Below are 25710 nucleotides of genomic sequence, written 5' to 3' on the forward strand. Positions count from 1 at the left end.
AAAGCTTTGTCATGTGCTTAGTGCGCACGGACAGCCTGGCACGGTGATTGCTAAAGGTGAACCGACAAGGTCGCGCAACGAGTAACTTTGAAGAGAATTACATGCAGCAGCTATGCTTGGCGTCCCCCGCTCCTTCGCTCAAAGTCGAGAACTGGCTGCGTGGCGCGCCCCTCACGAACTTCCAGCCAGGGAAAGTGTACATCGTCGAATTTTGGTCAACTTCGTGCGGTCCATGTGTGCGGGCGATCCCTCATCTGATAGAGCTGCAGTCAGAATACAAAGACGAAGGACTTGAGGTCGTCGGAATCGCAGCTAGTGAAGAAGCACCAACGCCGGATCAGGCTCGCACCAAGTTGGACGCCTGGTTGACTGAAAAAGTCTCAAATCTGAACTATCGAATCGGGTTCGACAGTACGGGCGAAATGAACAAGCTTTGGATGGATGCCAGCTCCTCTCTCGGGGTTCCGACATTGTTCATCGTCGACCGCGACGGCCACATTGCCTTTATCGGTCATCCGATCGACATCGACGCCGTCTTGCCGAAAATTTTCAACGACACTTGGCGCGGCAGCGATGAGGCTAAAGCCACTGATGCGGAACGGATCGCGGCAGACCATAGCGCGCGCACTCCCGATCCTCGAGACGATTCAACCGGCAATGGAAGCAAAGGATTGGCCGGCAGCGCTCTCAGCGGTTGAGAAGGGCATTGCCGCCATGCCGGACACTCTCATCTTCCGGCAGATTCATGCGGATCTGTTGCTTCACAAAATGCGCGACACGGCGACCGGTTTCCAGGTTTTACACCAAATGGTTCGAGACGCGATTAAGAAACAGTCAGAGGCTGAGCGTGGGCTGATTTTCGTCATGGAACAACTGTTTGATCGGGAGAACGATAAGGCCCACCTTCCGCGTGCGGAACGCTTTGCGATCGGCAAGGATGTGTTGGAACATATCCTCAATCCTGGGCAAGCCAGCGGTGGCGTCAATTTCTATTCTCATGGGGCGCTCGCTCAGTATTACTACGAGAAGGGTGACAAGCAACGCGCGATCGAGCTGATAGAGCGGGAAATGACACGACTAGCCAATCCGAAAGTGCCGGACGCTATGAAGAAGTATTATATGCCGCAGTTGCTCCAAACCTTGGCCACCTACAGGGGCGAGTAGGTTTGTTGCAGCGCTTCTTGTTCGATTTCGCAGGAAGAGTCGGCTGGAGCTCCCAAAGTGCAGCCGCAGGAGCAGACATGAAGGGGGATGTTAGTCGAAAATGCACGATCGGGGCTATGTAAGCGCCTTCGAAGCGCTCGCGACCAGCAGAATCATTCAGGGCGATTGCGACACGCGGGTCACAAGGAAGACCTAGCCCACAACTAGCGATGCGACGCCCTGCGGCCCGTCTTTGCTGGGTGTCTGGTTACTGCTTGGTCGTCCGTGAGCAAGCTTCTAAGCGACTGAGCGGGAGTCGTGTTTTCGGATGCGGAGGCATTGAGATTGCAGGGATTGGGAGGTTGAGGCCACCAAACCCTGCATTTTTGTTGGTAGATTGAACAAAGCCCCTAGCGCGGCAATTGAGGAAGGATCGCACTAATGCCGCGGCACAGAGGTTTTGACTCTTTGGAAGTGGCGGGATAGGCGCGACCCATTTGGCGCGGGTTGTCTGTTGTGAACGTCCAATTGATGCTTGAGCGGGCGGCATTGCGCCCTCGCTCCCAGGCTGTGATTTCGCGGCGCAGTCGTTTGGGATTGTCGATCCTGCGATCCAGGCACTGACCGCGCAGGACGCCGATCTCGATCTCGACCATGTTGAGCCAGCTTGCGTGCTTGGGTGTAGTGGAACTCGAGCCGTAGTCTGATACAGGGCGCCGGCCGAGTGGGTCGATAAATTATCCTGCAGTTGGCGACTCTGGATGACGACGGCTTTGCCACTTGCCACGTGAAGTCCAATAAACAGCGCGGCCACAATCGGCACTGGCAGCGCCCAAGCTGCGAAGGGTCACAAGGAAACGTAATTCACCGCGGCAAGCTCACGCCTGCGTTCGGTAAGTCCTTATTGAACGCCCTTTCGCCCTTTCTAGCGGCCAACCAGCCTATCCGCTTGCCGAGGCGGAGCACGGCCCGACGCATGTCATTCGACGTGGGACGTAGTTGCGGGGTACCTCGGGTTTACCAGCCCAGCAAGACAGGTCGCCGGTAGCTCTGCCGAGATTCAGGAAGTGGTCTGGCGATTTACGTGGAAGATCCGATCGCCCCAATGCACGGGTCTTTTTGATCAACACCGAGGGCGCGACATATACTCGTGTACGAACAGCTCGTCAGTGCGACGCCAGCGCAAGTGAGCGCGAAGAATACTAAATCGGCCAAGAACAGGTCAACGGATGGGGCGAGCTCGTGAGCCTTTCGTAAGCCGTCCGATCCGTACGCCCTGGGAGACTGGCCAGGTACAGATGTTTCATCGCTGCGCAGAGGCTGGCCCTGCGCGCAGCGTTCATGTCCCTTCGAGCTGGGCGCGCGGATCAGCTCACTCAGAATGAGGGGTTTGAGATGCGCCGGTGCTCTCCGATTTGGCGGGCGGACTCAAATCCGGCATCACCAAATCCATCGCGAGTCAACAGGGTGCCGGCACATCGACGCTCACGCAAATGTCGAAGACGAATCCGGGATACAGCGGCTTGGCGCGCGTTGCCGCCGAGGATCTAACCGCGATCTCCCCGCTGCACTACGTTTCGCACGATGACTAGCTAAGCCGCGTAACGGCAACTTGAGGCGTGGGCCGATTTCTGCAAAGCCGGCCTTCAAGTACAATGCTGAGCAGGGACTACGGCTCCATATGGGCTGCCTCGGCGCCCCCACCTCAAGCTGGCCCCAGCCCTTTAGCGTACCCAGGCCCACCGCAGCCTCAATGAGACGCATCGCGACCCCAATCGAGCGCTGCTCCGGCACCACGTAGAGTTCGGTGATAATGCCGTAGGTTCCGCCCGCAAAAAGGGCGGCGCTTTCCGACAACATAATGAGGCCGACCGGGCGTCCCTCCGTGAATGCCAGAAACCCATAGATGCGCTCTTTCATGGCCAGTAGGTCGACAACAAGCTGGGTATTTAGTCCGCCCTGCTTTTGTCCGCCCTCAAGTTCGGCAAGCAGAGCAGCAACCATGTGGGTCACCGTTGTGGCGTCATCGACAGAGACTTCACGCGTGGTCACCATGTCATAACCTCTTCCAAGTTGAACCAACATACGACCTCGTCCGGCGGCGCATCGGCGCAGGGGCTGCCGTAGCACCCGATTCGAACAGATATGCCGCACGGTTGACGGTCAGATGACGCCTCAGGTCACACTGAGGTGATAGCGTCTTCGTGTCGCTCCCAGCCACAAATATCTCAGAAAATCGAAAGATAACTTGTCGAACATTGTAATAGTCGCACGGAGCGCTCTCGAAATTTGGACCTGCGTATCGCCCCACATCGTGTTCAAACTCGTACGTTGCAGCAGTGCGGCTGACCGCTTGCGAACACGGATTTGGACCTACTTTCCCCATTTTACAGCAGCTCGAGCGGCAGGCCGACCAGCGATGTTTCCGGTCCAATTCCAAGCAATGACGTTCAGCGGCCCCATTGCGATGGCTGCGCGCGAGCATCATGAGCGTCGCTGACCAGCATTGCCCGAAATCAATGCTCTCAGAAACCCGTCCAACGCGCGAGTCCAAGACAAACTGTTTTTCTTATGTTCAGACAATCGGTTTTTTCTAATTTCTCGTCTGACGCGCCATTTGTTGCCGCGACGTAGAACATCTCGGACATCCGATGACGGGTGCGATTTGGTCGTTCAGCTCGCGATTGAGGCCAGCTTCTCTCGTGTTCTTCGAATCGAATATGCCCCCTGACAAAGCCGGGTTCTCGGCGAGCCATCGCATTTCGGTTCAATGCTTTCCGAGAGTATTTGTCAGGCCGTATCGTGCGAGATCGTCTCCATCATTCCCTTCGAATCTGCTGTTGGAAGACTGTTCTAATGCTTGCGGACACGGGTTACAGCGTAAGACGGTCTCGGCCAGCAGAAGAAAGCTTAGGTTACCGATGACGCGGCGGGCTACTGCCATTCCAGAACACGTACTGCTGCACGATGGAGGTGCCGGGCTATGCGCGCCTAGCACTCCTGCCAGCGCGCAAACGGCAAAGAATGAGGCAGACGTCCGAAAATAACCTACTACGTCGGTTTGCGGTTCGTAGCCTTCCTGAGGTGCGATTCGCCTCCATCACTGCGCCGGCTAGCATGAACGAAGGCTTAGTTGATTCGGGATTACTCCATTCTGCGGCCGCCGTGACATTTCCATATCAATGCGTATCGGCATTCCTCTGCAGCTGCGCCGTCGGAACGATGTGAACGACGTGATGGCCTTTGTCGAGCGGCTACCGTAGGAAGGCGGGCATCATCGCGGCGGTATGTGCCTTTGCGTCGTGAAACAGAATGATGCCCTTCCCCTCAGCGTTGAATCGGCTGATGATGAGCTTCAACTCCTGGCCTGGGGTCTTTCCTCCCAGTCGCTGGCCCACAGGTCCGCTCCAAACACGACGATGCCCCGATCCTGGAGCAGATCGAGCGTCTTAGGCGTCGAGGCGAAACTGCGGAAGCGGAGGAACGGCGTCGAGGGCGCAATTGTCGATATGCCATGGAGCGCCATTTCGTCAGCCGCGATCCCGCGGTCGATGTCCTCTTTCGCCTTCTTGAAGCTGATCTTCGACGCCATCGAATGCGACCATCCGTGGTGCGCGATGGTGTGGCCTTGCGCGGCCAGCCGCCGCGCGAGCTCGGGAATTGGGCCGACGACTTGCCGACCAGGAAGAATGTGGCCCGGACGCACTCCTGCGCGCGGCGCTGTCAGACTTTTTCCGTGTGCGGCGGCCGGGGCCCATCGTCGAAGGTCAGTACAATTTCGCGCTCGGCCAAGGGGGCGGTCTGAGGAAAAACTCTTTGGTCCGACCCGCGAACGTCTCCCCCTCCGCGGCCAACTCAACCGGACGTGGCCGGATTTGCGCCGCTTGATGCCTGAATCATCTTCGCCAGGCCGAGATGAGCTTTAGCATCTCACTTCAGCAAGGAGGTCGCCTCCCGCCTCTGCGGCGCGTTAGCTCCTACCATCTAATTGCGCGTGGCGTCGTGCTCGATTTAAGTGCTCTTCGCAAACATTAACTCGTGCGAACAGGCGATAGGACCGGTGCATTATGTGAATTTGCCGCACACTGCTAGGCAACCTTCGTGGACGGGTGCTTCGTCGCCTTGACGCGCGTTACACTGCATCGACCATCGACGCTGACGGACGCGTCACCATCGATTGTGGCACGATGGACGACGCGATGCTGGTCACCGTAATCGTTGACCGCATAATGCTGCGTTGCGCGGTTATCCCAAATCGCGACATCGCCGTCTTTCCAGCTCCAGCGTACGGTATTCTCGGGCGCCGTGATATGGGACTGGAATAGATCAAACAGCTTCTGGCCGTCGCGTTTTGGGATATCGATAAACCTTTGCACCAGATCGCCGAGAACCAGCGCGCGCTCGCCGGTCTCGGGATGTACACGGACCACCGGATGCTGGGTCTCATAGATCGTTTTGGTAAAGACCTCATCAAAATGTTTCTGGTCGATTTCGCGAACACGGCAGGTCCCGGCGTAGTCGAAGGCGTTGCTGTGAACGGTCCAGAGTTCGTCGGCAAGCCGTTGGAGCGGTCGTGGCAGATGCAGATAGGCGGACACAGCGTTCGACCAAATCGTATCGCCACCGGATGCTGGGATCACAACGGCTCGCAAAACCGCAAGTTTGGGATAGGCCGCGAGAAACGTTCCATCGGCGTGCCATACATCAGCCCGACTACCTCCGCGCGCGGAATCAAGCTCGATGATCGAGGTCGTTCCATTGATGGTACCGAGCGTCGGATGCGGCACCAGCCTTCCCAAACAAGCGGCAAAGCGCTCCTGCTCCGCGTCATCAAGATGCCCCTGATCGCGGAGAAAGATCACCTTGTGTTCGAGCAGCAAGCTGTTGATCGCAGCGACGGTTTGGCTCGGTAGATCACCCGAGAGCTTGACATTTCCGATTTCAATACCGATGCGCGCTGCGCGCTTGACGACGTCGGTCGGTGGAATGACACTATCAGTCGAAGCCGTTTCTCTCATTGCGAACTTCTCCAAGCGTTGCGGATTCTTCAAACGGACGAGGGCGCATGTCACTCGGTTTCGAAGGCGACCCACATCGCGCTACGGTACTCTCGAGCAAGCACCATGCCAGTCGGAAAACGAAGCTGTGAAGGTCCGTCAGCTAGCTGATCGGATGATAATTCGAAATGCTGCCCCCTCCTCTTTCCAACCCGAACCCGTGAAAAACCGGACGTAAGCATTTGAGGCGAGCCCTGGGTCGGCGGGGAAAAGCATAGGGCGCATAATCGACAGGAATTGTACCGCTCGGCACTCGAAGAGAAAGGCCGTACGGTCCTCGTGCAACGTCGGGCAGCCAGCCGTGCGTGCCGTTCTCGTCCAGTATGCGCCTTCCAATCAACTGTTTGCGGCAATCGGCCAAGTCTCGAGCCGCGTCGGCGAACGAGCCATCACCGGCTCCCAAGGTGTCCGGGGCCTGCCCCGGCCGTGATCACGGCCGGAACATCATCCGCTCGAAATGGAAGAGGAATAGATGGTTTTGGAAGAGCTCCAAACGACCGAATTACGGTTTCATCTAGGCGAAAGCCATTGATCCGCGGCACTGGGGTCGCGATGTTCTCGATGCAGCGACGTCCGAGCACGGTAAGGCAGATGTCCTGCGCGGTCCCGCTGGAGTTGTCAAAGAAGCCAAAGATATGTCCACTACCAGCCTTTACGGGTGTTTCAATGTTGTCAAAGTAATTACCCTCGATCAGTGCCTGCACAGATGATCCAGCATCCACCGCATGGAAGAATCCGCCGCTCTGTTGCGCATTCGTGTTGTGGAAGTAGTTGTTAACGAGATGAACAATGGTCTGGGCCCCGTCGATGTGCGGCGCCCGCCCCGAGATCTCATGGAAATAGTTATTTGCGATGGTGATCGTCTGCGGGACACCAAGAAACAGGAGATTCCAATAGTGCTCCCCGTTGCAATAGGAGGAATAGGTATCGCTACCATCGAAGTCGTTCCAGGAAATCGCGATATTCGTCGTAGGGCCAAAGCCGCCGGCAATCATCTGTCGCCCGATATTATGAAATCGGTTGTGATCGATCCAAACCAGGTCGGCTCGTGCAATTGCAATAGCATCGCCCGCAAATATCACCCCTTGATTGACATCACTGATTGTCAGGTTGCGAATGACGACGTTGCTGACCCCATTCAGGCGCAGTCCCTTCCCTTTGATTGTAGCGTTCGGGCCAACGCCGATCACTGTTTTGTTTGAGCCAATTTCCAGCGGGCGCTTGCCGGCCCTGTCGAAGCCGACCAACGTCTTCTCCTTGCCATCGCAATGCGCGTCGTTGCCATCCATAAGGAGAAGGGACTCACGCTTGTAAGGCGCCGAACAAGTGCGGCCGTATTGGCATCCCTGCCCCTCGCCTCGCCCTTCCGTACCGGTAAAGTCTATGGTTCCGATTACCTGGATCTCGCGCGGACTATTGTCATTGCACTGCCCGAAGCTGTACGAACGACATAACTCATGATTCAGAGCTTCGGTTGATCTGACCTGAACTATCTCGCCTCCAAGGCCGCCCGTCGCTGCAGACCCAAAGCCCTTGAGGGCTTCCGATCGCGCATTGTTCGATCCGAGCACGGAAGAGATGCCGAGGGCGACAGCAAGTCCGCCGAGCACGCGCAACGAACGCTTGATGTGCTCCATCGTGGCTTTCATAGACATATGCTCTCTCTGCTACCCGGAGATCCATGCGAGAAACTGAACTATCGAACTGAAATGCTGAACTGGAATGGGCCATCAGCATGGGGCGTTAACGCCATCACATCGGCCTCAATAAGGCAGCAACGGAATATTGGAACCGTGCTAAACAACAGCCGAAGTGTGCAGCCGCAGGCGGACCAGCTGCGACGGATCTGGGTAGCCATTGAACCACTCACGGCCGATGAAAGCAGCGGTCGATGCTTCGAGAGCTTGGTCAGAATGAAAGCAAGATGCTATCCCACGGCTGGCCGTAACGGGCACGGCTCGAAGACGACGGCTGGAACAGCTTGCAAGCGCTCTCGTCGATCCCCCTTTGACACATCATCAGTTAGCTGCCCTCAGCGCGAGCGCGCGCGGAGGAATGAAACGACACAGATTGGCTCTTTCTGTGATCCAGCATGAGGCGCACCCCAGTTCAAATCAGGGGTCGTCCGGCTGTCGGCCGGGCTGCCGGAGCTTCGTCCATGTACACGCCGCCTGCCTTCCGAGCCGTCGACATCGCCGACCTTCATCGGAAAGGGCGCGAGGCACGGTTAGCCACGGGGTCACCGCTACTCACGAAGGGCGTGTTGGAGCGATGCTGCCCGTAGTACTCGACGAGCAAAGGCTCCTGGGCACCATTTGTGCGCGCCTGGCGCGTTCGAATCTGCAGGGGAAGCTGACGCCGACTGGCGAGGCCATGGCGACTTTCGCTGGGTTCTTCGATGGCACGCGGAAGATGAGCCAGAATTACAATACGGCGGATCGCGACGGCGTCATCGAGGGCTTATCCAACAGCGACCCTGACGAAGGCGTCGTGGGGCTCACCTCATTCCGAAGGATGACGAACCCGAACGGCTTGTTGTAAACGAACCCGGCGCCACGTGGATTTTCTCGACTTCCTCGACTGCCCTCCGTCTGCACAACGACGTGCTGCGCCGGTGGGTTTCTGCTTGCGTCAGGTGCCTTACGCAGCACAGAAGAGTGCATGATGCCATCGAACGCGCGCCGTCTATCGCGAGCGGCAGCCGTGGCGCCCAGGCTACGAGGCCAACTCCGGAGAAGAAAAACGATGTACCAGTGGCAGCCCATGGGATGGTTCGCATGCGCATCTCGAACACTGCGTCTGCAGGATTCGTTCTGATTGCGCTTGATGGCTTGCAATTCTCTAGAGGTTTGCAAAGAGCCAGCGAAGCGTCTGGAATCTGACATTGTGGTCGGATTGCAGAGTTTCTGGCAGTTCGCGATAATCTGCGGTCGCGCCAACACTCCCGACGGGCAGCATGAAACGCGAATATCTCTGTTATCAACGTCGCGCAGCTTACTTCTGTCAAGATGATCGGAGCTCCCGGAGCCCCCCTGCTCGACAACGCACTCGACCTAAGACGCTCCAGTGACTTGTTCCGCCCGATCCACGCCCTCCGGCGCAACGGGCATGCTGAACTGAAAGACGGCTCCGCGAGGATCATTGGCGCCGGCCCACATTCGGCCCCCGTGCGCCTCAATAATAGAATGGCAAATGGCCAGACCCATGCCCATGCCTTCGGATTTCGTGGTGTAAAACGCCTCGAACACGCGGTCTGCGCTGTTTGGATCGAGTCCTGGACCCGTATCCTGAAAAGAGACCAATACATTATTCGAGCCATCAGTCCGCGTAGCGATCAGTAGTTCGCGCTCGCCTTCGTTGATCTCGCTCATTGCCTCGATGGCGTTCGTGATTAGATTGAGAATCACCTGCCGTACCTGAACGCGATCTGCTCGAACGAGCGGCAACGCCTCAGGCCGTCGGGTTCGCACCCACACATCATGTTTTGCGAGTTCTGCGCCAACTAGGGACAGCACCTCTAAGATCACTTCGTCAATTGCAAGAAGCTCCGTTTGTATCGGAGCCTTGTTCATAAGAGCGCGGATCCGGCGGATCACGTCGCCAGCGCGCATGCTGTCACGGACAATTAAACCGAAGGTCCGCCGAATTTCTTCCAGATTTGGCGGTTGAGCAGCGAGCCAATTTAGCCCTGCCCCCGCATTGCTGCTGATCGCCGCAATCGGCTGGTTGACCTCATGGGCGATCGAGGCGGCCAGCTGTCCCATTGTCGTGACCCGATTGGCGTGTGCAAGACCCATCAGAGTTTCGCGATAACGTCGTTCGCTTTCACGGGCTTCCGCTTCCACTCTCTTTCGCTCTGTCAGATCGAGGACGAAGCCAACACCGTGGTCCTGTCGCTCATCGAATACGGCGAGGCCAATTAGCACCGGCACGCGGCTGCCATCCTTCCGAATATACTCTTTCTCGAACTGCTGAACAGCTCCGGTCCTTTTTGCTTCTGTCCGAGCATCCATTGTGCGCTCGTGCCATTCTGGAGGCGTCAGGTCGAGACCGTTCACTCGCCCTGCGAGAAGATCTCCTTGGTCGTATCCAACCATCGTGAGGAAGGCTTGATTTGCCTCGATGATCTCGCCCCCTTTGCGGATGATAAAGATTCCGATGACGTTAGCGTCGAGTAAACGCCGGATTTTCGCCTCCCGTTGCTGCACTTCGCTGTACAACCGGCTGTTTTCCAGCGCTGTTGCAGCTTGGGAGGCAAGCATTTTCAGCACCGAGTTGCGGGTAGCCGAGAATACGCGCGGGGCGAGATTATTCTCCAGATACAGTACGCCGATCAGCTTGCCTTGCGTGATCAGTGGCAGGCAAAGAATAGAACGCGATTTGCGCTCGCGGATATACGGGTCTTCCGCAAATGAAGGCTGGGCGGCAGCATCTTCGAGAATGACGTTTTCGCGGACACGTAGGACGAAATGCAGCACGGACTCGGGAAGAGCCATCGGAGTCACGGGCTGTTCCTCCACCTTTACAAGCAGCGCATCCGCTACTGTTGTGGCTTCCGCCTCGATCCGTGGCTCGCCTCCATCCAGCAGAATCAACAAACCTCGCTCGGCGCCAGCCTGCTCAATGGCAGTCCGCATAAGCGTGTCGATTAGTTTCTGAAGCACAATCTCGCCGGAAATCGCCTGCGACACTTTTGTCACGGTCGCCAGTTCAAGATGCTCAACCGGAGCTCCGATCCTCATGCCATTCACGGCAAGAGTGGTCTCCTCATGGTTGAGATGGGGATTCAGCTCGTCGAGTTGACGCACCTTACCATCTGCTCCCCAACGAAGGTAGCCATGACGGGCGTCCTGCAGGTAAACCCGGGAGATCCTGTCAAAACCGCGCGCTGCATAAAAGCGCGCTGCAAGTTCACAAGCGACCCCCTCGTGATGGGCGAAACCGTTATGCCTTGCGGTCTGGATTGAGTGTTCGTACAGTCGCATTGCGTCTGCATCCCGGCATTCCAGCCTCGCAATTTCAGCCCCCACCAAGGATGCCCGATTGTCAAAGTTTTCGGGGCAATTTCTGGCCCATATCTGCAGCTGTCTGTGATGGGCATCAATCATTTCTCGATGTTGCTGTTGTTCGCTTTCACACAGCCTGTCACAGTAACACGAGTGAGACAGCGCGCCATAGAAGTGAAACTCCGCGATCAAGAACTCTGTCGGGATGGTCCACAATCCGGGCTCTGCCTTCGAGCGAGCACCAATAGCTGCAGGATAATCGCCGGCCAGAAACCGCGCCTGAAGTTTGCGGATCCAGTAGACGGTTTCGCTCGGTGACAGCTCCGGACTGCGTTCAAATGATCGCTCGATGTCCAGCTCGTCAAATTGCTGATCATCGAAGGTGCCGAATGAGCGCGTGAGGCCGCGCATGGTTCTAATAATTGCGAGCTGTGCAGTCATGGCATCAGCAGCAAACTTGACCTTTCTGTTCCGTATCGTAGCAAGGCTTTTCTCTATCTCGTTCTGCACCTCTTTCAGGGGGTCTCCTGCCATCATCATATTCGCGGTTAGATGAACCAAGCTGTACGCCTCATAGATAAAATCGCCGATCCTGTTTGCAGCTTCGAGCGCTCGCCGGATCAACACTCGCCCGTCCCTTAGGGGCTTCGTCCACGGGATTACGTTGCCTCCGATCGCCAAATAGACCGGAGCCCGAAAACGAGAGAACTCACCGCGATCAACCAGATCGCACGCAAGATGACCAAATTTATCAGCCGCTTGGTAGTCACCGAAGCGGCCGGCCGAGATTCGGCCCAGCCATGCGTAGTGGGTGCAAGAAGCATCAGTGTTGCCGTATTCGAGGCTGATGCTGACGGCTCTGCAGATGACCAGAGCGGATAAATTCACGTCCGTGAAACCTGCGGGCGGAAGAATCCGCGTCAAGACGGAAAGCGTGGCAAGCGTGGTCTGATCTGTCATTTCAGGCAAACCAGCAAGCTCCTCGATCGCGTCCGGCAGTTGTGACCACATCCGCTGATATTCGGCTAGTGTTTCCTGGTCCGTCGGATGCCGCGACCACTCGATCCCGACATCGCGAAGATACTCGAGGCCTATGAGCACCGCTCGGCCGTGCTGACCAAGCGTCACGTAAAGATCGACCCGCAAACATGCGACCGTCGCTCGTTCGGGCGCGTTCAAAGCGCGCTTCGACAGCGCGGACAGGAGGCACTCCGCAATCTCCAGCCGGCCTACCAAGAATTCACATTCGGCCCGACTGGTTTCCAGTGCGAATGCGAGATCGTGGCGCCTTTGCCACGAATCCTGCGCGAGTAGCGCAGCACCGGCAGTGAAATATGTCAGTGCCGAGGCGTAGGCCGCCGACGCCCTGGCACGCTGCCCTGCGATTAAATTTAACTCCGCGAGCTGCTCTCGCTCCTGACCGGAAGCGATTAGCGCGATACCTCGATTGAGTTGACTGACAACATCGAAGATAGCCTCCTCACGTTTGTGCGCAGGGACATGTGCCGCAAGCATCCGACCGATCCGCAAATGGGCAGGAGCGCGCGAGGATTCCGGGACCAGCAAGTAAGCCGCCTCTTGAACGCGATCGTGGACAAAGCGGTAGACTGTTCCCTGGCGCGAGACCAGTTCCTGCCGGATCGCTGGCGATAGCCTCGCCTGCACCTGTGCCTGTGACGTTTCGAGCACGATCGCAAGCTCTGCCGTCTCGGCCATGTTGCCGAAACAGGCCAGCTGTTGCAGCGCGTCCTGCGTTTCGTCGGGCAGCCGGATGAGCTTACCCAGCATCAGATCGACGACGTTCTCGGTGTAGGCTTTTGCGTGAATGCGCTCGAGATCCCAACGCCAGCGCGCAGGCTCGTGATCGAACGTTAACAGGTGCTCTTCGGCAAGTTCAGACAAGAATTGAATGGCGAAGAACGGATTGCCCATTGTCTTCTGATGCACCAACTTTGCAAGCGGGGCAGCGCGTTTTGGTCCGCAGCGAAGGGTGTCCGCGACTAACTGCGCGACATCGACTGCAGTGAGCGGCGAAAGCGTTATCTCCTCTAGAATTACGTCGGCTCTCCTGATGGACTCGAGCTTGCGTTTCAGTGGATGGCCTGCATCAACTTCGTTGCTGCGGTAAGCTCCGATCAGCAGTAGGTGCAGGTCCGACTGAGTCAGAAGATCCTCGATCAGGTCGAGCGTTGCGGCATCGTGCCACTGCAAATCGTCGAGGAAGAGCACCAATGGATGGGTTCGCCGGGCGAACACACCGATAAAGCGGCGAAGCACGAGCTGGAAACGATTTTGCGCTTGCCGGCGTGGAAGCTCAGCAGGCGCGGGCTGCTCGCCAATGATCAGGCTCAGATCGGGGATCAATTCGACCATCAGCCGTCCATTCGCGCCGAGCGCCTCCCGGAGCGCTTGCCGCCAAGTCGCGAGTTCGCCCTCACTTTTGCTGAGGAGAGGACGCACAAGGCTCTGAAAGGTCTGTGCTAATGTCGCATAGGGAACATCGCGCTTCAGTTGCTCGAATTTGCCTGATGCCAACAGTCCGCGCGAGGGCACGAGTACTTTGTGTAGCTCCTGGACAAGCGAGGACTTACCAATGCCGGAGTAGCCGGCAACCAGCAGCAACCCCGGCGCGCCGCTCTTCACCGCGCGATCGAAAGAGCCAAGCAAGGTCTCGATCTCGCGGGCTCTGCCATAGAGCTTCTCGGGGATGAGCAGCCGATCAGGTGTGTCGTCTGCGCCGAGCTCAAATGTGTCGATGCGACCGTGGTTGGCCCATGCTGCCAGACAGTGTTGCAGATCGTGCTCAAGGCCAGCGGCAGTCTGGTAGCGTTCCTCGGCGGTCTTCGCGAGGAGTTTCATCACAATCTGAGAGATTGGCTCTGGGAGGTTTTGCGATTTCTCGACAGGCGGTGTTGCTTTTCTTGCAATATGACAATGGATCCACTCCAAGGGATCTGAGCCCGTGAACGGCAGCGCGCCGGTCAGCATCTGATAGAATGTCACGCCAAGTGAATAGAGATCACTGCGACAGTCGACTGAGCGATTCATTCGTCCGGTCTGTTCGGGCGCCATGTAGGGCAGCGAGCCCGCGATGAACTCGGCAGGCTCAGGCGGCACGCGCTCGCGGGAAAGGCGGGAAGCCAGACCAAACCCAGTGAGTCGGACCTGTTCGTCAGGACAATTGACCAGAATGTGAGCGGGTTTCAGGTCCTTATGGACCAAGCCGCGCCGGTGAAGCTTGCCCACGGCCCTCGTGATACCAACAGCGAGGCGCAGGAACGGCTTGGGCTCCATACGGATTCCGAGTAAATTTAGCAGTGGCTCGCCGCATGGATCCTCCAGGACCAGCATAGTCCGACCAGCTTCCCGGATAAGTTCCAACGGCCGCACCGCCCATGCCTCGTCTAGCTCCTCCCTCAGCTCACACTCGTGGGCGAGGCGGTCAAGCGTCGCTGGGTGTTCTGCGGTGGGCCGCACAATAAGCACGACAGCGCTGCTGCCGTGGGTTTGCCGACGCCACGCACGGCAGAACGCGCGATCACCGTCCTCCCACAGGGGCTGGATGTCCTGGATGTCACTGTCGACATTTGAGCCGAACAGAGTTCGGCTGAGGGGGTCCCGCGGCATTTGCCCGCCCAGTCAATAAGGATTGAGCCAAAATCTGACACATATGGGGCGAGCTTGTGAAGGGACTTCGCAAAGGGCGCGAGTACCGATCAAGGCCGCCAAAGACTGAACCGCGGCAAACAAGATGCAACTTACACCACCCAATACCTGACAGCCCGATCGTGTCAATCCAGCCCAATCCGGCGCGCAGGCCGGGCCTGCACAGCATCGGCGGCGGGCGCTCCCGACTGGCGCAGTGTAGAGGCGAAGTATCCTTTTTGATCGAACGGCTCGTAGCCGTTACCCGACCGCCAGCGGCGCACTGCCCGACCTGCAGCAGGGCCCCAGATCGCTGCTACTGCTCAAGCAGGCAATGACATGTGAACGCTGATCGGTTTGCCCATGATCGGCGCAACGTGCGAGTCCATTGGACGCCGGCTTCTGACGGCTGCATCGGCCTGAGCGCCGCAACGGCGCTCAGGCTAAAAATCCCGCCGACATGCGCGGTGCTGTTTTCGAGATCAACATTCACTCCTGGCTCCGTTGTTGGAAGGCGCCACGCTGTCATCGACTCCGAACCACAGCATCAAGGGCAGATCTGCGAGCCACTGTGAACGAAACCGCGCCAAAACTATCCTCTTCATTCCTGCTCCCATTGCTCGAGCAACTGACCCGCGACAAAGGCACTCCTGATGCTCACAAAGCGTCCGTACAGGCTCTCACCGATCCGAATGCCACTCGCTTCGGTTCTCAGGAGGGCGATTGCCGGCCAGGCGATTTCGATAGATCTGAGAAAGTTCATGCTGGTTAAACCGCTGTTCAAGGGAGGCGTAAGCTCCCCAAAACCGGTGAAGGAAAAGGCAATTAAATGAAGAACAGCGGAACGTCTTCTTCTCGCCACGCGCACCGTGACAACATTTATCCAAGTCTTTGCCAACCAGAACTGTGCCGGATCGGACTTTGCCAATTCGATAGATCTACACCGGCATCGTACAACGTGATGCTACGAACGATTCAAGCCCTTCCTGACCGGTACGAATTCGCAGGAAGTCACGACCTACTCTACGTTGGTGAGCGAGCCTCTACGTTGGTGAGCGAGCCTCAGTTTTGCCACGCTGGTTGCTTCATTGGTTGCAGCATCACCACGGATGTACTGGCGATGTGGGGCGCACCCGACGCACTTTCTGCTCGACGGAGTGCGTCGGGCCGCCTTTAATGACCCCGCCTAGCGGATCGATGAGCTGCTGGTGGGGCTGACAATAGCTTCAGGTTGACCGCTCGGGCCGGGTTTTGTCGGTCCTATGTAGGTCAAAGAGCCGATCTCCAGGCTGCCCGACACGGAACTCTGATGTCCGCCAATTCTTAGGAGAATGATTCTTCGCTGGATCAGCGGTTGTTTGGCTGATGCAGCAGCGCAATGCAGCTGCCTTTTGCCGCACTGGTCCGCAGCCGAACACCGAATGCAGCCGGACACCGAATGGAGTGTATCCCGCCTCTCCATTCAGATTACGCCGCCTGATCTTTGGGGGCGAGCCTGGTAAAGGAAGCAACGAGACGAACGAACGTGAGCGTCCCCGCAGCAGCTCGAGTTCGAGCATATTTCCTACAAACATGATGACGGAAAGGACTTGAATCGCACCTTGCGTCAGGTTGTACGAAGTCGATGCAAGGTGCTTTCCCCGAGCTCGCAAAGACGCAACTCACAGGCGCTCTGACGACGGAAAAAAGAGTTCATGTGCTGATGCCGCTGCTTCTCGTTCTGGTTTGTATCTTCCTTAGTGCGGGTGCGATAGTCTACGCCGGTTGCCGATCGCAACGCCGGCGGGATCGGCGCATGCACAGGCACAATCGCGCCAATTCGCTCAGCTCGCGCCCCCGCGTTCAACTACCAAAGCGCCGGGCATTCTGATCCTTCAGCCACAAATTGAGTCGTTCGCTGCAGCGAGCGCCGCAAGTCTTGGATTCGGTGCTTCTCGACCGGCTGTTCATTGATTTGATCGATGCCGCAGGGCTGGTCCAACGCGACGGCGGAGAAACGCCAAAGGCAGTTCTCGACCGCTCGAGCGGTTTTTGCTAGACTTTCCTGTAATGGGCAACGCTGGTGCGAATGGCTAACCAGTCACGCACCTGGAAAATCTCAAAGATTAGCCTACGCGAAAGGCTGCATGTCTCAATCAAAGGTCGTTGTGATGCGATAATTCCACTGTAAATTGCACAAGTGAGGCTCTTATCGTGACCAAGCGCTCTGCACCGCGGAAGGAAGCCGCAAATGTCGAAGGGCCGGAGGTGAGGCCGAGCGTCCTCGTCGTCGACGATGACCTCTCAATGCGCGAATCGCTGGTCAACCTATTTCGTTCGATCGGTCTAGATGTCGTTGCTTACGGATCGGCCCAGGAAATGCTCCAAAGCGAGCTTCCTGATGGTCCTAGCTGCCTTGTGCTTGACATCAGGCTGCCGGGATCGAGCGGGCTTGAGCTCCAGAGTGAGTTAGCCAAACTGAAGGTTAACATTCCCATCATTTTCATCACCGCTCATGGCGATATTCCGATGACCGTCAAAGCCATGAAGAGTGGAGCAATCGATTTTCTCAGCAAGCCGTTTCGCGATCAGGAACTGCTCGATGGCGTAGTCGCAGCTATCGAACAGGATCGGAAGAGACGAGGTGTAGACAAGGTGGTCAGGAGGCTGCAATCCTTGTTTGAGGCCCTAAGCCCACGAGAGCAGGATGTCTTGAAATTGGTCGCCGCCGGCCTATTGAACAAACAGGTAGCCGCGGAACTCGGACTCGCCGAGATTACAGTTAAAATCTATCGCGGGCACGTGATGAAGAAGATGGGCGCTCGATCGCTAGCCGATTTGATCAGGATGGCTGAGAGGCTGGGAATTGGGACCGACCGTTTCAGGGTACAAACCTAAGTATGATTTTACAATTTCATCGTACACGCGCACCCTTCAGCTGGCCGTCATGCATTCGGCCACCGCCCTCACCCAACTAGAACGAGTCGTCTTGTCCAGATACTCAACTGTTTCCGTTGTCGACGACGATCCTTCGATTCGTGCCGCACTGGACAACCTTCTGAAATCGCAGGGCCACATCGTTCATACGTTTGCATCGGCTGAGGACTTCTTGCGGTCGTCTCAATTGAATGACACGTCCTGTGTCATTGCAGACGTGCAGATGCCCACGATGAGCGGCTTTGAACTTTTGGAACAGATGCGGGCCCAGGGTCACGCTGCGCCATTCATCTTGATTACTGCCTTCGCGGATGATCGCACGCGAGCCCGCGCGTTGAGCGTCGGCGTAAGTGGCTTTTTCGCCAAACCCTTTGCCGGTCTGGAGTTGATAGCCTGCCTCGATGAAGCGCTGCGCGAGCATCGTGGCGGAACGGACGCGTGAAAGATGGGGAAGCAGTCTGGACCACGCCGCGCCCGCGCGGCGCCTAATGTGCCGCTGCCAGTCCTTACCTCGTGCTGGTGGCGACCATCGCCTTTCCGTCTTGCCGCATTCCTGTCGCTGTTGTTGTGCCTTCGGCCTCTCATCGAAGCACTTGCAAGGGCTCCTGACAAAAACGCTACTGGAATGATCGCGTAATCCGACGAGGCGAGGCCCTCCTCGCCCTAACAAAGGTGCGCACAAACAGCGATGCTGAGCTTAGGTCTAAAGTACCGCGGCAGCGGCTTGCGAGGCAGGACCTCGCCGAAAAGCGTTCACCCGACGCTTTCGCGAGTGCTCCAAAGAAAGTCCGGCGCCGGAGTCTGTGGGAGGATGACCCGCCAATCACAGGGAAATCACGCAGCCCTTCAAGACGATCGCTGCATTCACAAAAGGCTGCAGGCGATGTTGGACTTCCGAACGATCCACAGTGTGCACCGCGAGATTCGAGCGTTCCAACCCAGTATCCGTCCGCGGACGGAAGCACCCGAAACTTACGCATCCGTTGCAGCCGTAACACTAATGCCGCTGATCGATGCGATCTCAAGCCCTGCCTTGGCTACCGACCGAAGCGCATCGGACCCTTTGGGTCACGATGAAAGTTATGACATTCGTTCTCATTCAAAGAATTTGTTCTGACGCAAGCTTGCCGCACGTCAAGCGCGAACTCCTCGCGCGCGGCTAAGCAAGCCTGTCCGCGAAAGACGACTTTAGCAAATGGCGTCCCCTGGATGTGGATGACACTACTAGACATAGTAGCTTTGTTCCGCATGATTCTCAGGTAAATCGCTGGAGCTGAGTTTCAGACGCGCAACGCGCGACTCAAAGGACGTCGAGAGGCGTGGAACCGCGCGTTGACCGGTTTGCCTATCTCGTACGAGTTGGCCGCGCTTATCCGTCGGGCAGAATTTCTTATCGAGGAGACGATCAATGGTTGGAGTACACGGGCCGCGCAGAATGAAAACAGTCGAAACGCTAGAGTCCAATGCGCGCTCGTACTCACGTTCCTTTCCTGCTGTCTTCAGTCGGGCGCGCGGCTCGATTATGTTCACCGAGGGGGGCCGAAAGGTCATTGACTTTCTGTCCGGCGCTGGAGCGCTAAACTACGGACACAACAACCAGGAGATCAAAGCAGCAATCAGCGAGTACCTGGAGTCGGACGGCGTCGTCCACGGCTTGGACATGGCCACTCCAGCAAAGGTCGAATTCATGGAGACCTTTAGCTCTGTCATCCTTCGTGAACGGAATCTTTCCTACCGCTTTCAATTTACGGGGCCTACGGGAGCTAACGCCGTTGAGGCAGCTCTAAAGCTCTCGCGTAAGATCACAGGGCGTCACAACGTCATTTCTTTCACGAATGGATATCACGGCCAAAGCCTGGGAGCCATAGCTGCGAGCGGTAATCGCTTTTACCGCAAAGCCAGCAGCATTCCCTTAACTGGCACAACTTTCATGCCATACGATGGGTATCTTGGTTCCGCGGCGGATTACCTGCGAAAGGTATTAATGGACGAGAGCAGTGGCATTGACCTTCCCGCCGCCATTCTCGTCGAAACCGTGCAAGGAGAGGGAGGCATTAACGTCGCCGGTAAGGAATGGTTGCAGTCAATTCAGGCTTTGGCAAAAGAGGTCGGAGCTATTTTCATAGTTGACGATATCCAAATGGGCTGTGGTCGTACAGGCGAGTTCTTCAGTTTCGAGTTCGCTGCTTTGTCGCCAGACATTGTTGTGATGTCGAAATCGCTGAGCGGGTACGGCTTGCCGTTGTCGATGCTCTTGATCAAAGAAGCGCTCGACGCATGGGAACCAGGCGAGCACACGGGAACGTTTCGAGGAAACAATCTTGCACTCGTTTCTGGCAAAGCGGCCTTGACTCTGTATTGGCGTAACCAGACGTTCTCGCACCAGGTCCAACGCTTGGGCGCACTTATGCGGCGTCGACTCGATGCTATCGCGCATCAGCACGGAAACAAGTTTGCTGTTCGTGGACGGGGCATGGTATGCGGCTTCGATTGCAGAACGACAGAGATCGCAGAGGCGACGTCACGTAAAGCGTTTGCGAAGGGCTTGATTATCGAGCGATGCGGACCGACGGATCAGGTTGTGAAGTTCTTGCCCGCACTTACGATCGACCAAGACACGTTGGGACAAGGCCTAGACATATTCGAGGTGTCGTTGACCGAAACGTTGAATTCAGCCCGAGGAGGCTAATTTGTAGGCACACGAGAGAAACTGTTGCGCGCGACAGCATCGCCGCACAAGTCACTGGCGCGAGTCCGTTCTTGCCGCCGAAACGTTCAGGAATTCTGAAGCCGTGATTATGGAGGTGACGCTCAAGGCCAATGCTGTCTGTGATCCGCCGAGTCGGCTGATGCGCGAAGAACGGCTGCTGCCCTCCTTGGTCCACAACACTGAGTGCGAGCAGCATCTCTTTGACCATAAAACCTCGCTATCGCGAGCGACTCTGGTCGAGCTGGTTCGCTATCAATCATCCTGCGAGTACGATCCAACTAAGGCCTTTGCGGATGCACGCCAAGCCACAAGCTGCACTAAGAGATGGCGCGACGAAAGTCGTCAAGGCACGCGTGGTTGACGGCGCCAGTTACACGAAACCGAACAAGCCTCCCAATCAGAAAGGGCGGTCCTCGGCTTTTGCTCCAGAACTGCAGAGCACCGCTATCGGCGCGCGCTCGTGGCACGCTGCCATAACGCCAATGTTGGCCTGCTCGCGTTCAGCTATCAGAAGCCCGATTGGCGTGAACACCTCGACGTCAAGCGAAAGTGACGGACCAAGTGTCAACTATGCTGGGCCAACCGAGAAAGCCCGACGCATCTGCCGGGTCTGAGATGCGTCGGGCCGAGTGGGAGACTGAGCGTGACAGTCTTCCTCCCACAAACGCGTCTGCAAGTAGTATGCCGCGCCCGTGCCGCTACAGCCGATCTCAAACTGGATATCTTGTCCTTGCCACAAAGTTCCCCGAGGCATTCAGACATGCGCGGCCCACAGCTAGTTCTTGGCAGGCCTAACAAGCTGAGCCTATTCCTCTTCCAAAAACTCCCGCCAACGCCTTTCGTTTGGATCAAAAATGAGGCAGAAGAAGCGGACAACGGGCCGCCGGCTCGTCAACAACAGATATCTAGATGTTTGATAGATTGCGAGCCGTGACTGGAACGAACGTCCCCAGTTCGCGCAGGACAGAGGCATACGATCGAGATCTCAGTTTAGATTTCGCGAAAGGTGCACTCATTGTTTTGGTGATTGTTGGGCACCTGATCCAGTATGTCATCTACCGAGACGACGCGTTTTGGTATTCGCCGTACTACAAATCGATCTATATGTTTCACATGCCACTTTTTATGGCGATAAGCGGATATCTTTCTGCTCGATCGCTGCTTCAAAAGCCGTTCACTCGAGCCGCCAGCGACCGTGCGAAGCAGCTCTTGCTGCCGATGCTGTTTTGGTGGGTGATAATGGAGACAGCTAAGATAGCGGCGTTGTGGCGCGCGACCAGCCTAACGAGCGGACTTTTGGAATTTGTAGACGATCTCGCCGGCACGTATTGGTTTATCTGGGCCACGTTTATTTCCTACCTTCTCATCAAGATTTCTACCAGGCTCACCCGCCGATCGTGGGTCATAATTGGCTCAGCCATACTGGTCGCGCTCGCGCCTCTGACATTCTCCATATCACCGCTGATCAGATTCACTTACCCGTTCTTCTGCTTCGGCTTCTTGCTTGCTCAATCGAGAGAACGATGGACGAGTGCATTGCGACATCACAAGCCGGTCCTGATTGTATTTCTCTTAATAGTGACCTGCGTATGCTTTCTAGCTTGGGGCAAGAGCACCTATATCTACAATAATCTTGGGGTAATTCACGACTTTCGGTCAGCTAAAGACGTGGTTCTGATGTTTGTTGGCTCTGCAGCTGCGTCAGCAGTCGCTATCGAACTCCTGCTGCAATGCTGGAGCTTTGGCCATTTAAACCGAATGGCCCGTTTTATCGCTGTGGAATTAGGCCAGGCCACGCTGCTGCTCTACCTGGTCCAGGGTACCGTGTTCCGTCTCATGGATTTCATACAATTCGGAGACCTTTGGGATCTCACGACCCGGGTGATCATCGCGGGTGTGCTCGGGGCCGCGATCATTGCGATCGCCCTAACGATCCGCTCGATCGTTCGAGGCGTTCCATATCTGTCTCAGCTCGTCCTTGGAATGCCACCACGCTCAGGTCTCCCGCAAGCCAAACCTGCAATGAACTAGCTGTATCGATTTGGTCGTTTGAGTACGGCAGGGTGCCGATAGCATCGAGTTGCCCGCGTGCCGCCGTCGAGGCGATGATCGGCATAAGAGCAACCCCATCGAGCCTGTATTGCTCCGGTTTGTATGGCACCGGCGAACTCAGCCCATTGCCGTCCATCCAAATACGGTCGAGTGTCGTGAGATTAGCTTCGCTGTACCAGTCGTCTAGCCGCCAGTTTTCGACGCAGATCGAACCCAATCCATTCGCACTCGGCAAGATGGTTCTTCGACTGCCGTACTGAACCCGAGACCTCCCAGTCGTTCGAATCTCCGTCTAGACCCGCAGCTGCTCGAAGTAAAAGGCACTCGGCAACCAACAAGCCGTTCTTGTTCGATGAGATGGCGCTCCGATTGGTCATCGCGAGCCTGTCGGCTTCTCACCGTCTCGAAACGGTGACGATCTCGATCGGAAGAGTTAGATTCACGACCATGCGGCGCAGGACCGTGCGTTGTTGAACCCTTTTTTCCAATGCATGCGACAATGGCTGCACGATAGAACAGCCTGCACACGTATTTTGCAAGGCCGCGAAAATGCAAGCGTGTAGAGGCTTGGCGGGTTCGTCGGTTCGACGAGGTCTCGAATAAAGCCGGGCAAGTCTCCCGGGATCTGGCGCAGAGACGAACCCGACCCGCTTCGCGGCACGGCCTCTCACCGTTTGAGAAGTCACGAGACTATCTGCCGAGATCCTCATTTGGTCTCAACTGGGGCGGGTGCGCGGAAGGCGCTACTAACGGTGATAACGGAGGTCGTCGAGCTTTCGGCCAGGGCGAGATGACGATCGTGCGGCCAACCTATCGTCGCAGCGGGCCCCGCCTCGCTATCGGACTGCCGCTCCTCTGCAAGGGCGCCGCGCAATTCCCCGACCGTACTTGCTCGTTCGCATGTTGGACCTTGCACTAGCTTGTCTTGGAAGGCGTCCAGTTTACGATCGCCCCGCGCAAGCCGTCCGGAATCCGATATGACTCCTGCGCCGCAGGGAATGCTCCGCTACGGACATCAGCTGCCCAGCGCGAGAGGCCCTCCTGCAGCAGCTGATGGCCCTCTACATAGACACGCACGAATTTTGGATAACAGCTTCCTGCGAGCCCCAACACGTCGCGGAACACTAGAACTTGACCTGAGCAACTTGGACCCGCTCCGATCCCAATCGTTGGTATGGTCAGAGAGTCAGTCGCTCGGGCAGCGAGCTCAGCCGGGATACCTTCGAGGACAAGAGCAAAGCATCCCGCCTGCTGTAGCTGCTGCGCATCGTAAAGCAGACGTAGGGCATCGTCCGCGTTCCGACCTTGTACCTTGAAGCCACCCATTGCGTTGACGCTTTGTGGCGTGAGACCAAGATGGCCCATCACGGGAATTTCGCAATTCACCAAGGCTCGGATCATCTCGACACGCTTACCCCCTCCGTCAAGCTTGACGGCGTCGGCGCCACGCTGCAGGAAGCCTCCAGCGTTGCGTATCGTGTCGTCGGGACTGAGATGAAAGCTAAGAAACGGCATGTCAGCTACAAGCATGGCCCGAGGCTTTGTCCGCGCGACCGCCTCCAGGTGGTGAGTCATCATCGCCATGCTGACCGGTAAAGTATCATCAAACCCAAGGCATACGTTGCCGACGCTATCGCCAACAAGAATGACGTCGACCACAGGATCGGCGATACGTGCCGTGACCGCGTCATAAGCCGTGGTCATGACGATGGCGCGCCTTTCCTCTTTGAATCGTTGCAGAACTGGAATCGTGACGCGCTCAATTGACAGCTGCGAAATGTGACTCATGTTCGATCTGACCCGGCCGCGCATTTCTCTGGAAATGGCCTTTCCCTTGGAAGAGCAAATAGTCTCTGTCAATAGGTAGGCCGAAAAGGCGCGTCACTGAGAAGTTGGAAAGCACAAAGGTTCCAATGATTGCGCGATCAGCAGACAAACTCTTTCAAGATGTTCCTCTGCAGTGTGGCTCTGGGGCTCCACCATCCAAACATTCTGCGACTCAAAACGGCAGCCTGGAGACGATGCACGCAAGCGGCGACAGTGAATGTCCTTATGAGGCTCCGATCTACGTGTCAAAGCCCACGTTAAGGCGGCATGTCCATTTCGTATGGCTGTTGATTGGCTTATGGCGCTCAAAGCCGCGTCTTCGGCGGACTGCAGGCACATTCCGAAGCGACCGTGATCCAGGCGAGCGAGATAGGAAAGATGCACCGGCGCTCGCACGGTTGGCCGCACACTCCAGAATGAGGGTGACGTTTCCACCATCTTCGCGTGCGTCGCCTCTTGATAAGACCCACTGTCCGGGCCGCTGTCCACTAATCATATTGACGAAGCACCTTCCGCAACAAGCTGCCACCAATGGGTGCATATCTTCATTACTTCGTGGCGATTTCACGCAGGCATCCATACTGATCAAAGGGTACCCAATCGCAATGACGCGATCGGATTGAAAACGAACGCACGGTCACACTCTGAAGCCCGCGCTCTCCCGGCCGGCCGCACCTTCTATGGCAAGGCTCTCTCATCAGAATATTCCGGTGCGGCCTTAGCCCGTCATGCCTCATCGGCAATGAACAGAATGTCCGACGCCTCGCAGATGCGCTTCATCTCTCTTAGCTTCAAGGCTGGGTACATCAACATTCCGCCTGCCTCTGATACCAGAGGCTCGACGATCAAGCCGCGGGATTGTCGTTTCGACATGCTGACTAAGGCGCATCAAGCGTCGCCTGCTCATGACAGCTCGCAGGGAACGGGATTGAGGTCTCGTCGAACAGGAAAGGGGCGTACGCTGCGTTGAAGACCCCGCGGGCACCAACTGACATCGCCCGAAGGTGTCGCCCTGATAGGAGTGTTGCATGACAACGATGCGTGTTCGCTGTTCGCCTATATGGTGCCGATAGCCGAGTGCCATCTTCAAGGCGACTTCCACGCTGGCTGAGCTACTATCCGAGTAGAAGACATGTTCGACGCCTCGGGGTGCGAGGTTCAAAAGGAGCCGAGCGAGCTCTTGGGCCGGATCGTGCGTGTAGCCGGCGAAAATGATCTGGTTCAGCTTGCAGGCCTGTTGTTCTGAATCGAGCTCACGATTTGCGGCTGGCAAGGGGCCGTGAGTGACGACCCACCAGGATGAGAGTTCATTGTTGATTCGATGGGCGCAGTGTAGAGATAAGCATCGTCGCCA

Annotated in this window: 14 protein-coding genes and 3 pseudogenes; 8 read left to right on the plus strand and 9 right to left on the minus strand. The window is 56.8% G+C overall.

Translation table 11 applies throughout. The annotated features are described in order from the left end of the window. Positions 1 to 56 precede the first annotated feature (56 nt). Entirely contained in the window at positions 57 to 698 is a 642-nt protein-coding gene (locus tag ACVJ5M_RS44320) for a TlpA disulfide reductase family protein (protein ID WP_456679748.1), read from the plus strand. Continuing rightward, positions 658 to 1164: a hypothetical protein gene (locus tag ACVJ5M_RS44325; RefSeq protein ID WP_354079598.1), complete on the plus strand. Its 507-nt coding sequence runs from the start codon at positions 658 to 660 to the stop codon at positions 1162 to 1164. The genes ACVJ5M_RS44320 and ACVJ5M_RS44325 overlap by 41 nt, the downstream gene beginning before the upstream one ends. A gap of 389 nt (positions 1165 to 1553) precedes the next feature. Here ACVJ5M_RS44325 and ACVJ5M_RS44330 read toward each other — a convergent pair. Further along, a pseudogene (locus ACVJ5M_RS44330) lies at positions 1554 to 1897 on the minus strand (transposase); the annotation flags it as partial. On the opposite strand from ACVJ5M_RS44330, the pseudogene ACVJ5M_RS44335 reads away from it, so the two are divergent. Further along, positions 1889 to 2142: pseudogene (locus tag ACVJ5M_RS44335) on the plus strand (hypothetical protein); the annotation flags it as partial. The pseudogenes ACVJ5M_RS44330 and ACVJ5M_RS44335 sit on opposite strands and share 9 nt — an antisense overlap. Positions 2143 to 2628: 486 nt before the next feature. On the opposite strand, the gene ACVJ5M_RS44340 reads toward ACVJ5M_RS44335, so the two are convergent. From ACVJ5M_RS44340 to ACVJ5M_RS44355, 4 genes and pseudogenes are all read right to left on the minus strand, one after another. After that, the gene (locus ACVJ5M_RS44340; RefSeq protein WP_354079596.1) at positions 2629 to 3198 is read right to left on the minus strand and encodes a GNAT family N-acetyltransferase; all 570 of its coding nucleotides are present in this window, start codon (positions 3196 to 3198) and stop codon (positions 2629 to 2631) included. A gap of 1124 nt (positions 3199 to 4322) precedes the next feature. Continuing rightward, positions 4323 to 4953, minus strand: a pseudogene (locus ACVJ5M_RS44345) (polysaccharide deacetylase family protein); the annotation flags it as partial. 278 nt (positions 4954 to 5231) lie between these two features. Next, positions 5232 to 6161 (minus strand): TauD/TfdA dioxygenase family protein, encoded by a 930-nt coding sequence (locus tag ACVJ5M_RS44350; RefSeq protein ID WP_354079594.1) that lies wholly within the window; start codon positions 6159 to 6161, stop codon positions 5232 to 5234. A 428-nt stretch (positions 6162 to 6589) separates the two neighbouring features. Further along, positions 6590 to 7849 carry a pectate lyase family protein gene (locus ACVJ5M_RS44355; protein ID WP_354079592.1) on the minus strand — a complete coding sequence of 420 codons (1260 nt, stop codon included), beginning with the start codon at positions 7847 to 7849 and terminating at the stop codon, positions 6590 to 6592. 622 nt (positions 7850 to 8471) lie between these two features. Here ACVJ5M_RS44355 and ACVJ5M_RS44360 point away from each other — a divergent pair. Next, positions 8472 to 8741 (plus strand): hypothetical protein, encoded by a 270-nt coding sequence (locus ACVJ5M_RS44360; protein ID WP_354079590.1) that lies wholly within the window; start codon positions 8472 to 8474, stop codon positions 8739 to 8741. Positions 8742 to 9253: 512 nt separating this feature from the next. Here the strand turns inward: ACVJ5M_RS44360 and ACVJ5M_RS44365 are convergent. After that, a complete protein-coding gene (locus ACVJ5M_RS44365) occupies positions 9254 to 14833 on the minus strand; it encodes a trifunctional serine/threonine-protein kinase/ATP-binding protein/sensor histidine kinase (protein WP_354079588.1) in 5580 nt (1859 codons plus the stop codon). 619 nt (positions 14834 to 15452) lie between these two features. Beyond that, positions 15453 to 15779: a hypothetical protein gene (locus ACVJ5M_RS44370; RefSeq protein WP_354079586.1), complete on the minus strand. Its 327-nt coding sequence runs from the start codon at positions 15777 to 15779 to the stop codon at positions 15453 to 15455. A 1265-nt stretch (positions 15780 to 17044) separates the two neighbouring features. Between ACVJ5M_RS44370 and ACVJ5M_RS44375 the strand changes: the two genes are divergently transcribed. The 4 genes from ACVJ5M_RS44375 (at position 17045) to nolL (ending at position 22508) form a co-directional block, all read left to right on the plus strand. After that, positions 17045 to 17728: a response regulator transcription factor gene (locus tag ACVJ5M_RS44375; RefSeq protein ID WP_354079584.1), complete on the plus strand. Its 684-nt coding sequence runs from the start codon at positions 17045 to 17047 to the stop codon at positions 17726 to 17728. A 49-nt stretch (positions 17729 to 17777) separates the two neighbouring features. Further along, positions 17778 to 18209 carry a response regulator transcription factor gene (locus ACVJ5M_RS44380; RefSeq protein ID WP_354079582.1) on the plus strand — a complete coding sequence of 144 codons (432 nt, stop codon included), beginning with the start codon at positions 17778 to 17780 and terminating at the stop codon, positions 18207 to 18209. A gap of 993 nt (positions 18210 to 19202) precedes the next feature. Next, positions 19203 to 20456 (plus strand): diaminobutyrate--2-oxoglutarate transaminase, encoded by a 1254-nt coding sequence (ectB, locus tag ACVJ5M_RS44385; RefSeq protein WP_354079580.1) that lies wholly within the window; start codon positions 19203 to 19205, stop codon positions 20454 to 20456. 930 nt (positions 20457 to 21386) lie between these two features. After that, positions 21387 to 22508, plus strand: a complete 1122-nt coding sequence (gene nolL / locus ACVJ5M_RS44390) for a nodulation factor fucose acetyltransferase NolL (RefSeq protein WP_354079578.1) — start codon at positions 21387 to 21389, stop codon at positions 22506 to 22508. Positions 22509 to 23444: 936 nt separating this feature from the next. On the opposite strand, the gene panB is transcribed toward nolL, so the two are convergent. Both panB and ACVJ5M_RS44400 read right to left on the minus strand, forming a co-directional pair. Continuing rightward, entirely contained in the window at positions 23445 to 24317 is an 873-nt protein-coding gene (gene panB / locus ACVJ5M_RS44395; RefSeq protein ID WP_354100146.1) for a 3-methyl-2-oxobutanoate hydroxymethyltransferase, read from the minus strand. A 772-nt stretch (positions 24318 to 25089) separates the two neighbouring features. Continuing rightward, the gene (locus ACVJ5M_RS44400; RefSeq protein WP_456679749.1) at positions 25090 to 25629 is read right to left on the minus strand and encodes an aminotransferase class III-fold pyridoxal phosphate-dependent enzyme; all 540 of its coding nucleotides are present in this window, start codon (positions 25627 to 25629) and stop codon (positions 25090 to 25092) included. Positions 25630 to 25710 lie beyond the last annotated feature (81 nt).

The organism is Bradyrhizobium sp. S3.7.6, assembly GCF_054061875.1.

Excerpts from the sequence above, each read along its gene's own strand:
- ACVJ5M_RS44325 (WP_354079598.1), top strand. The coding sequence starts at position 658 with ATGGAAGCAAAGGATTGGCCGGCAGCGCTCTCAGCGGTTGAGAAGGGC.
- ACVJ5M_RS44340 (WP_354079596.1), bottom strand. The coding sequence starts at position 3,198 with ATGGTGACCACGCGTGAAGTCTCTGTCGATGACGCCACAACGGTGACC.
- ACVJ5M_RS44350 (WP_354079594.1), bottom strand. The coding sequence starts at position 6,161 with ATGAGAGAAACGGCTTCGACTGATAGTGTCATTCCACCGACCGACGTC.
- ACVJ5M_RS44355 (WP_354079592.1), bottom strand. The coding sequence starts at position 7,849 with ATGAAAGCCACGATGGAGCACATCAAGCGTTCGTTGCGCGTGCTCGGC.
- ACVJ5M_RS44360 (WP_354079590.1), top strand. The coding sequence starts at position 8,472 with ATGCTGCCCGTAGTACTCGACGAGCAAAGGCTCCTGGGCACCATTTGT.
- ACVJ5M_RS44365 (WP_354079588.1), bottom strand. The coding sequence starts at position 14,833 with ATGCCGCGGGACCCCCTCAGCCGAACTCTGTTCGGCTCAAATGTCGAC.
- ACVJ5M_RS44380 (WP_354079582.1), top strand. The coding sequence starts at position 17,778 with ATGCATTCGGCCACCGCCCTCACCCAACTAGAACGAGTCGTCTTGTCC.
- ectB (WP_354079580.1), top strand. The coding sequence starts at position 19,203 with ATGAAAACAGTCGAAACGCTAGAGTCCAATGCGCGCTCGTACTCACGT.
- nolL (WP_354079578.1), top strand. The coding sequence starts at position 21,387 with ATGTTTGATAGATTGCGAGCCGTGACTGGAACGAACGTCCCCAGTTCG.
- panB (WP_354100146.1), bottom strand. The coding sequence starts at position 24,317 with ATGAGTCACATTTCGCAGCTGTCAATTGAGCGCGTCACGATTCCAGTT.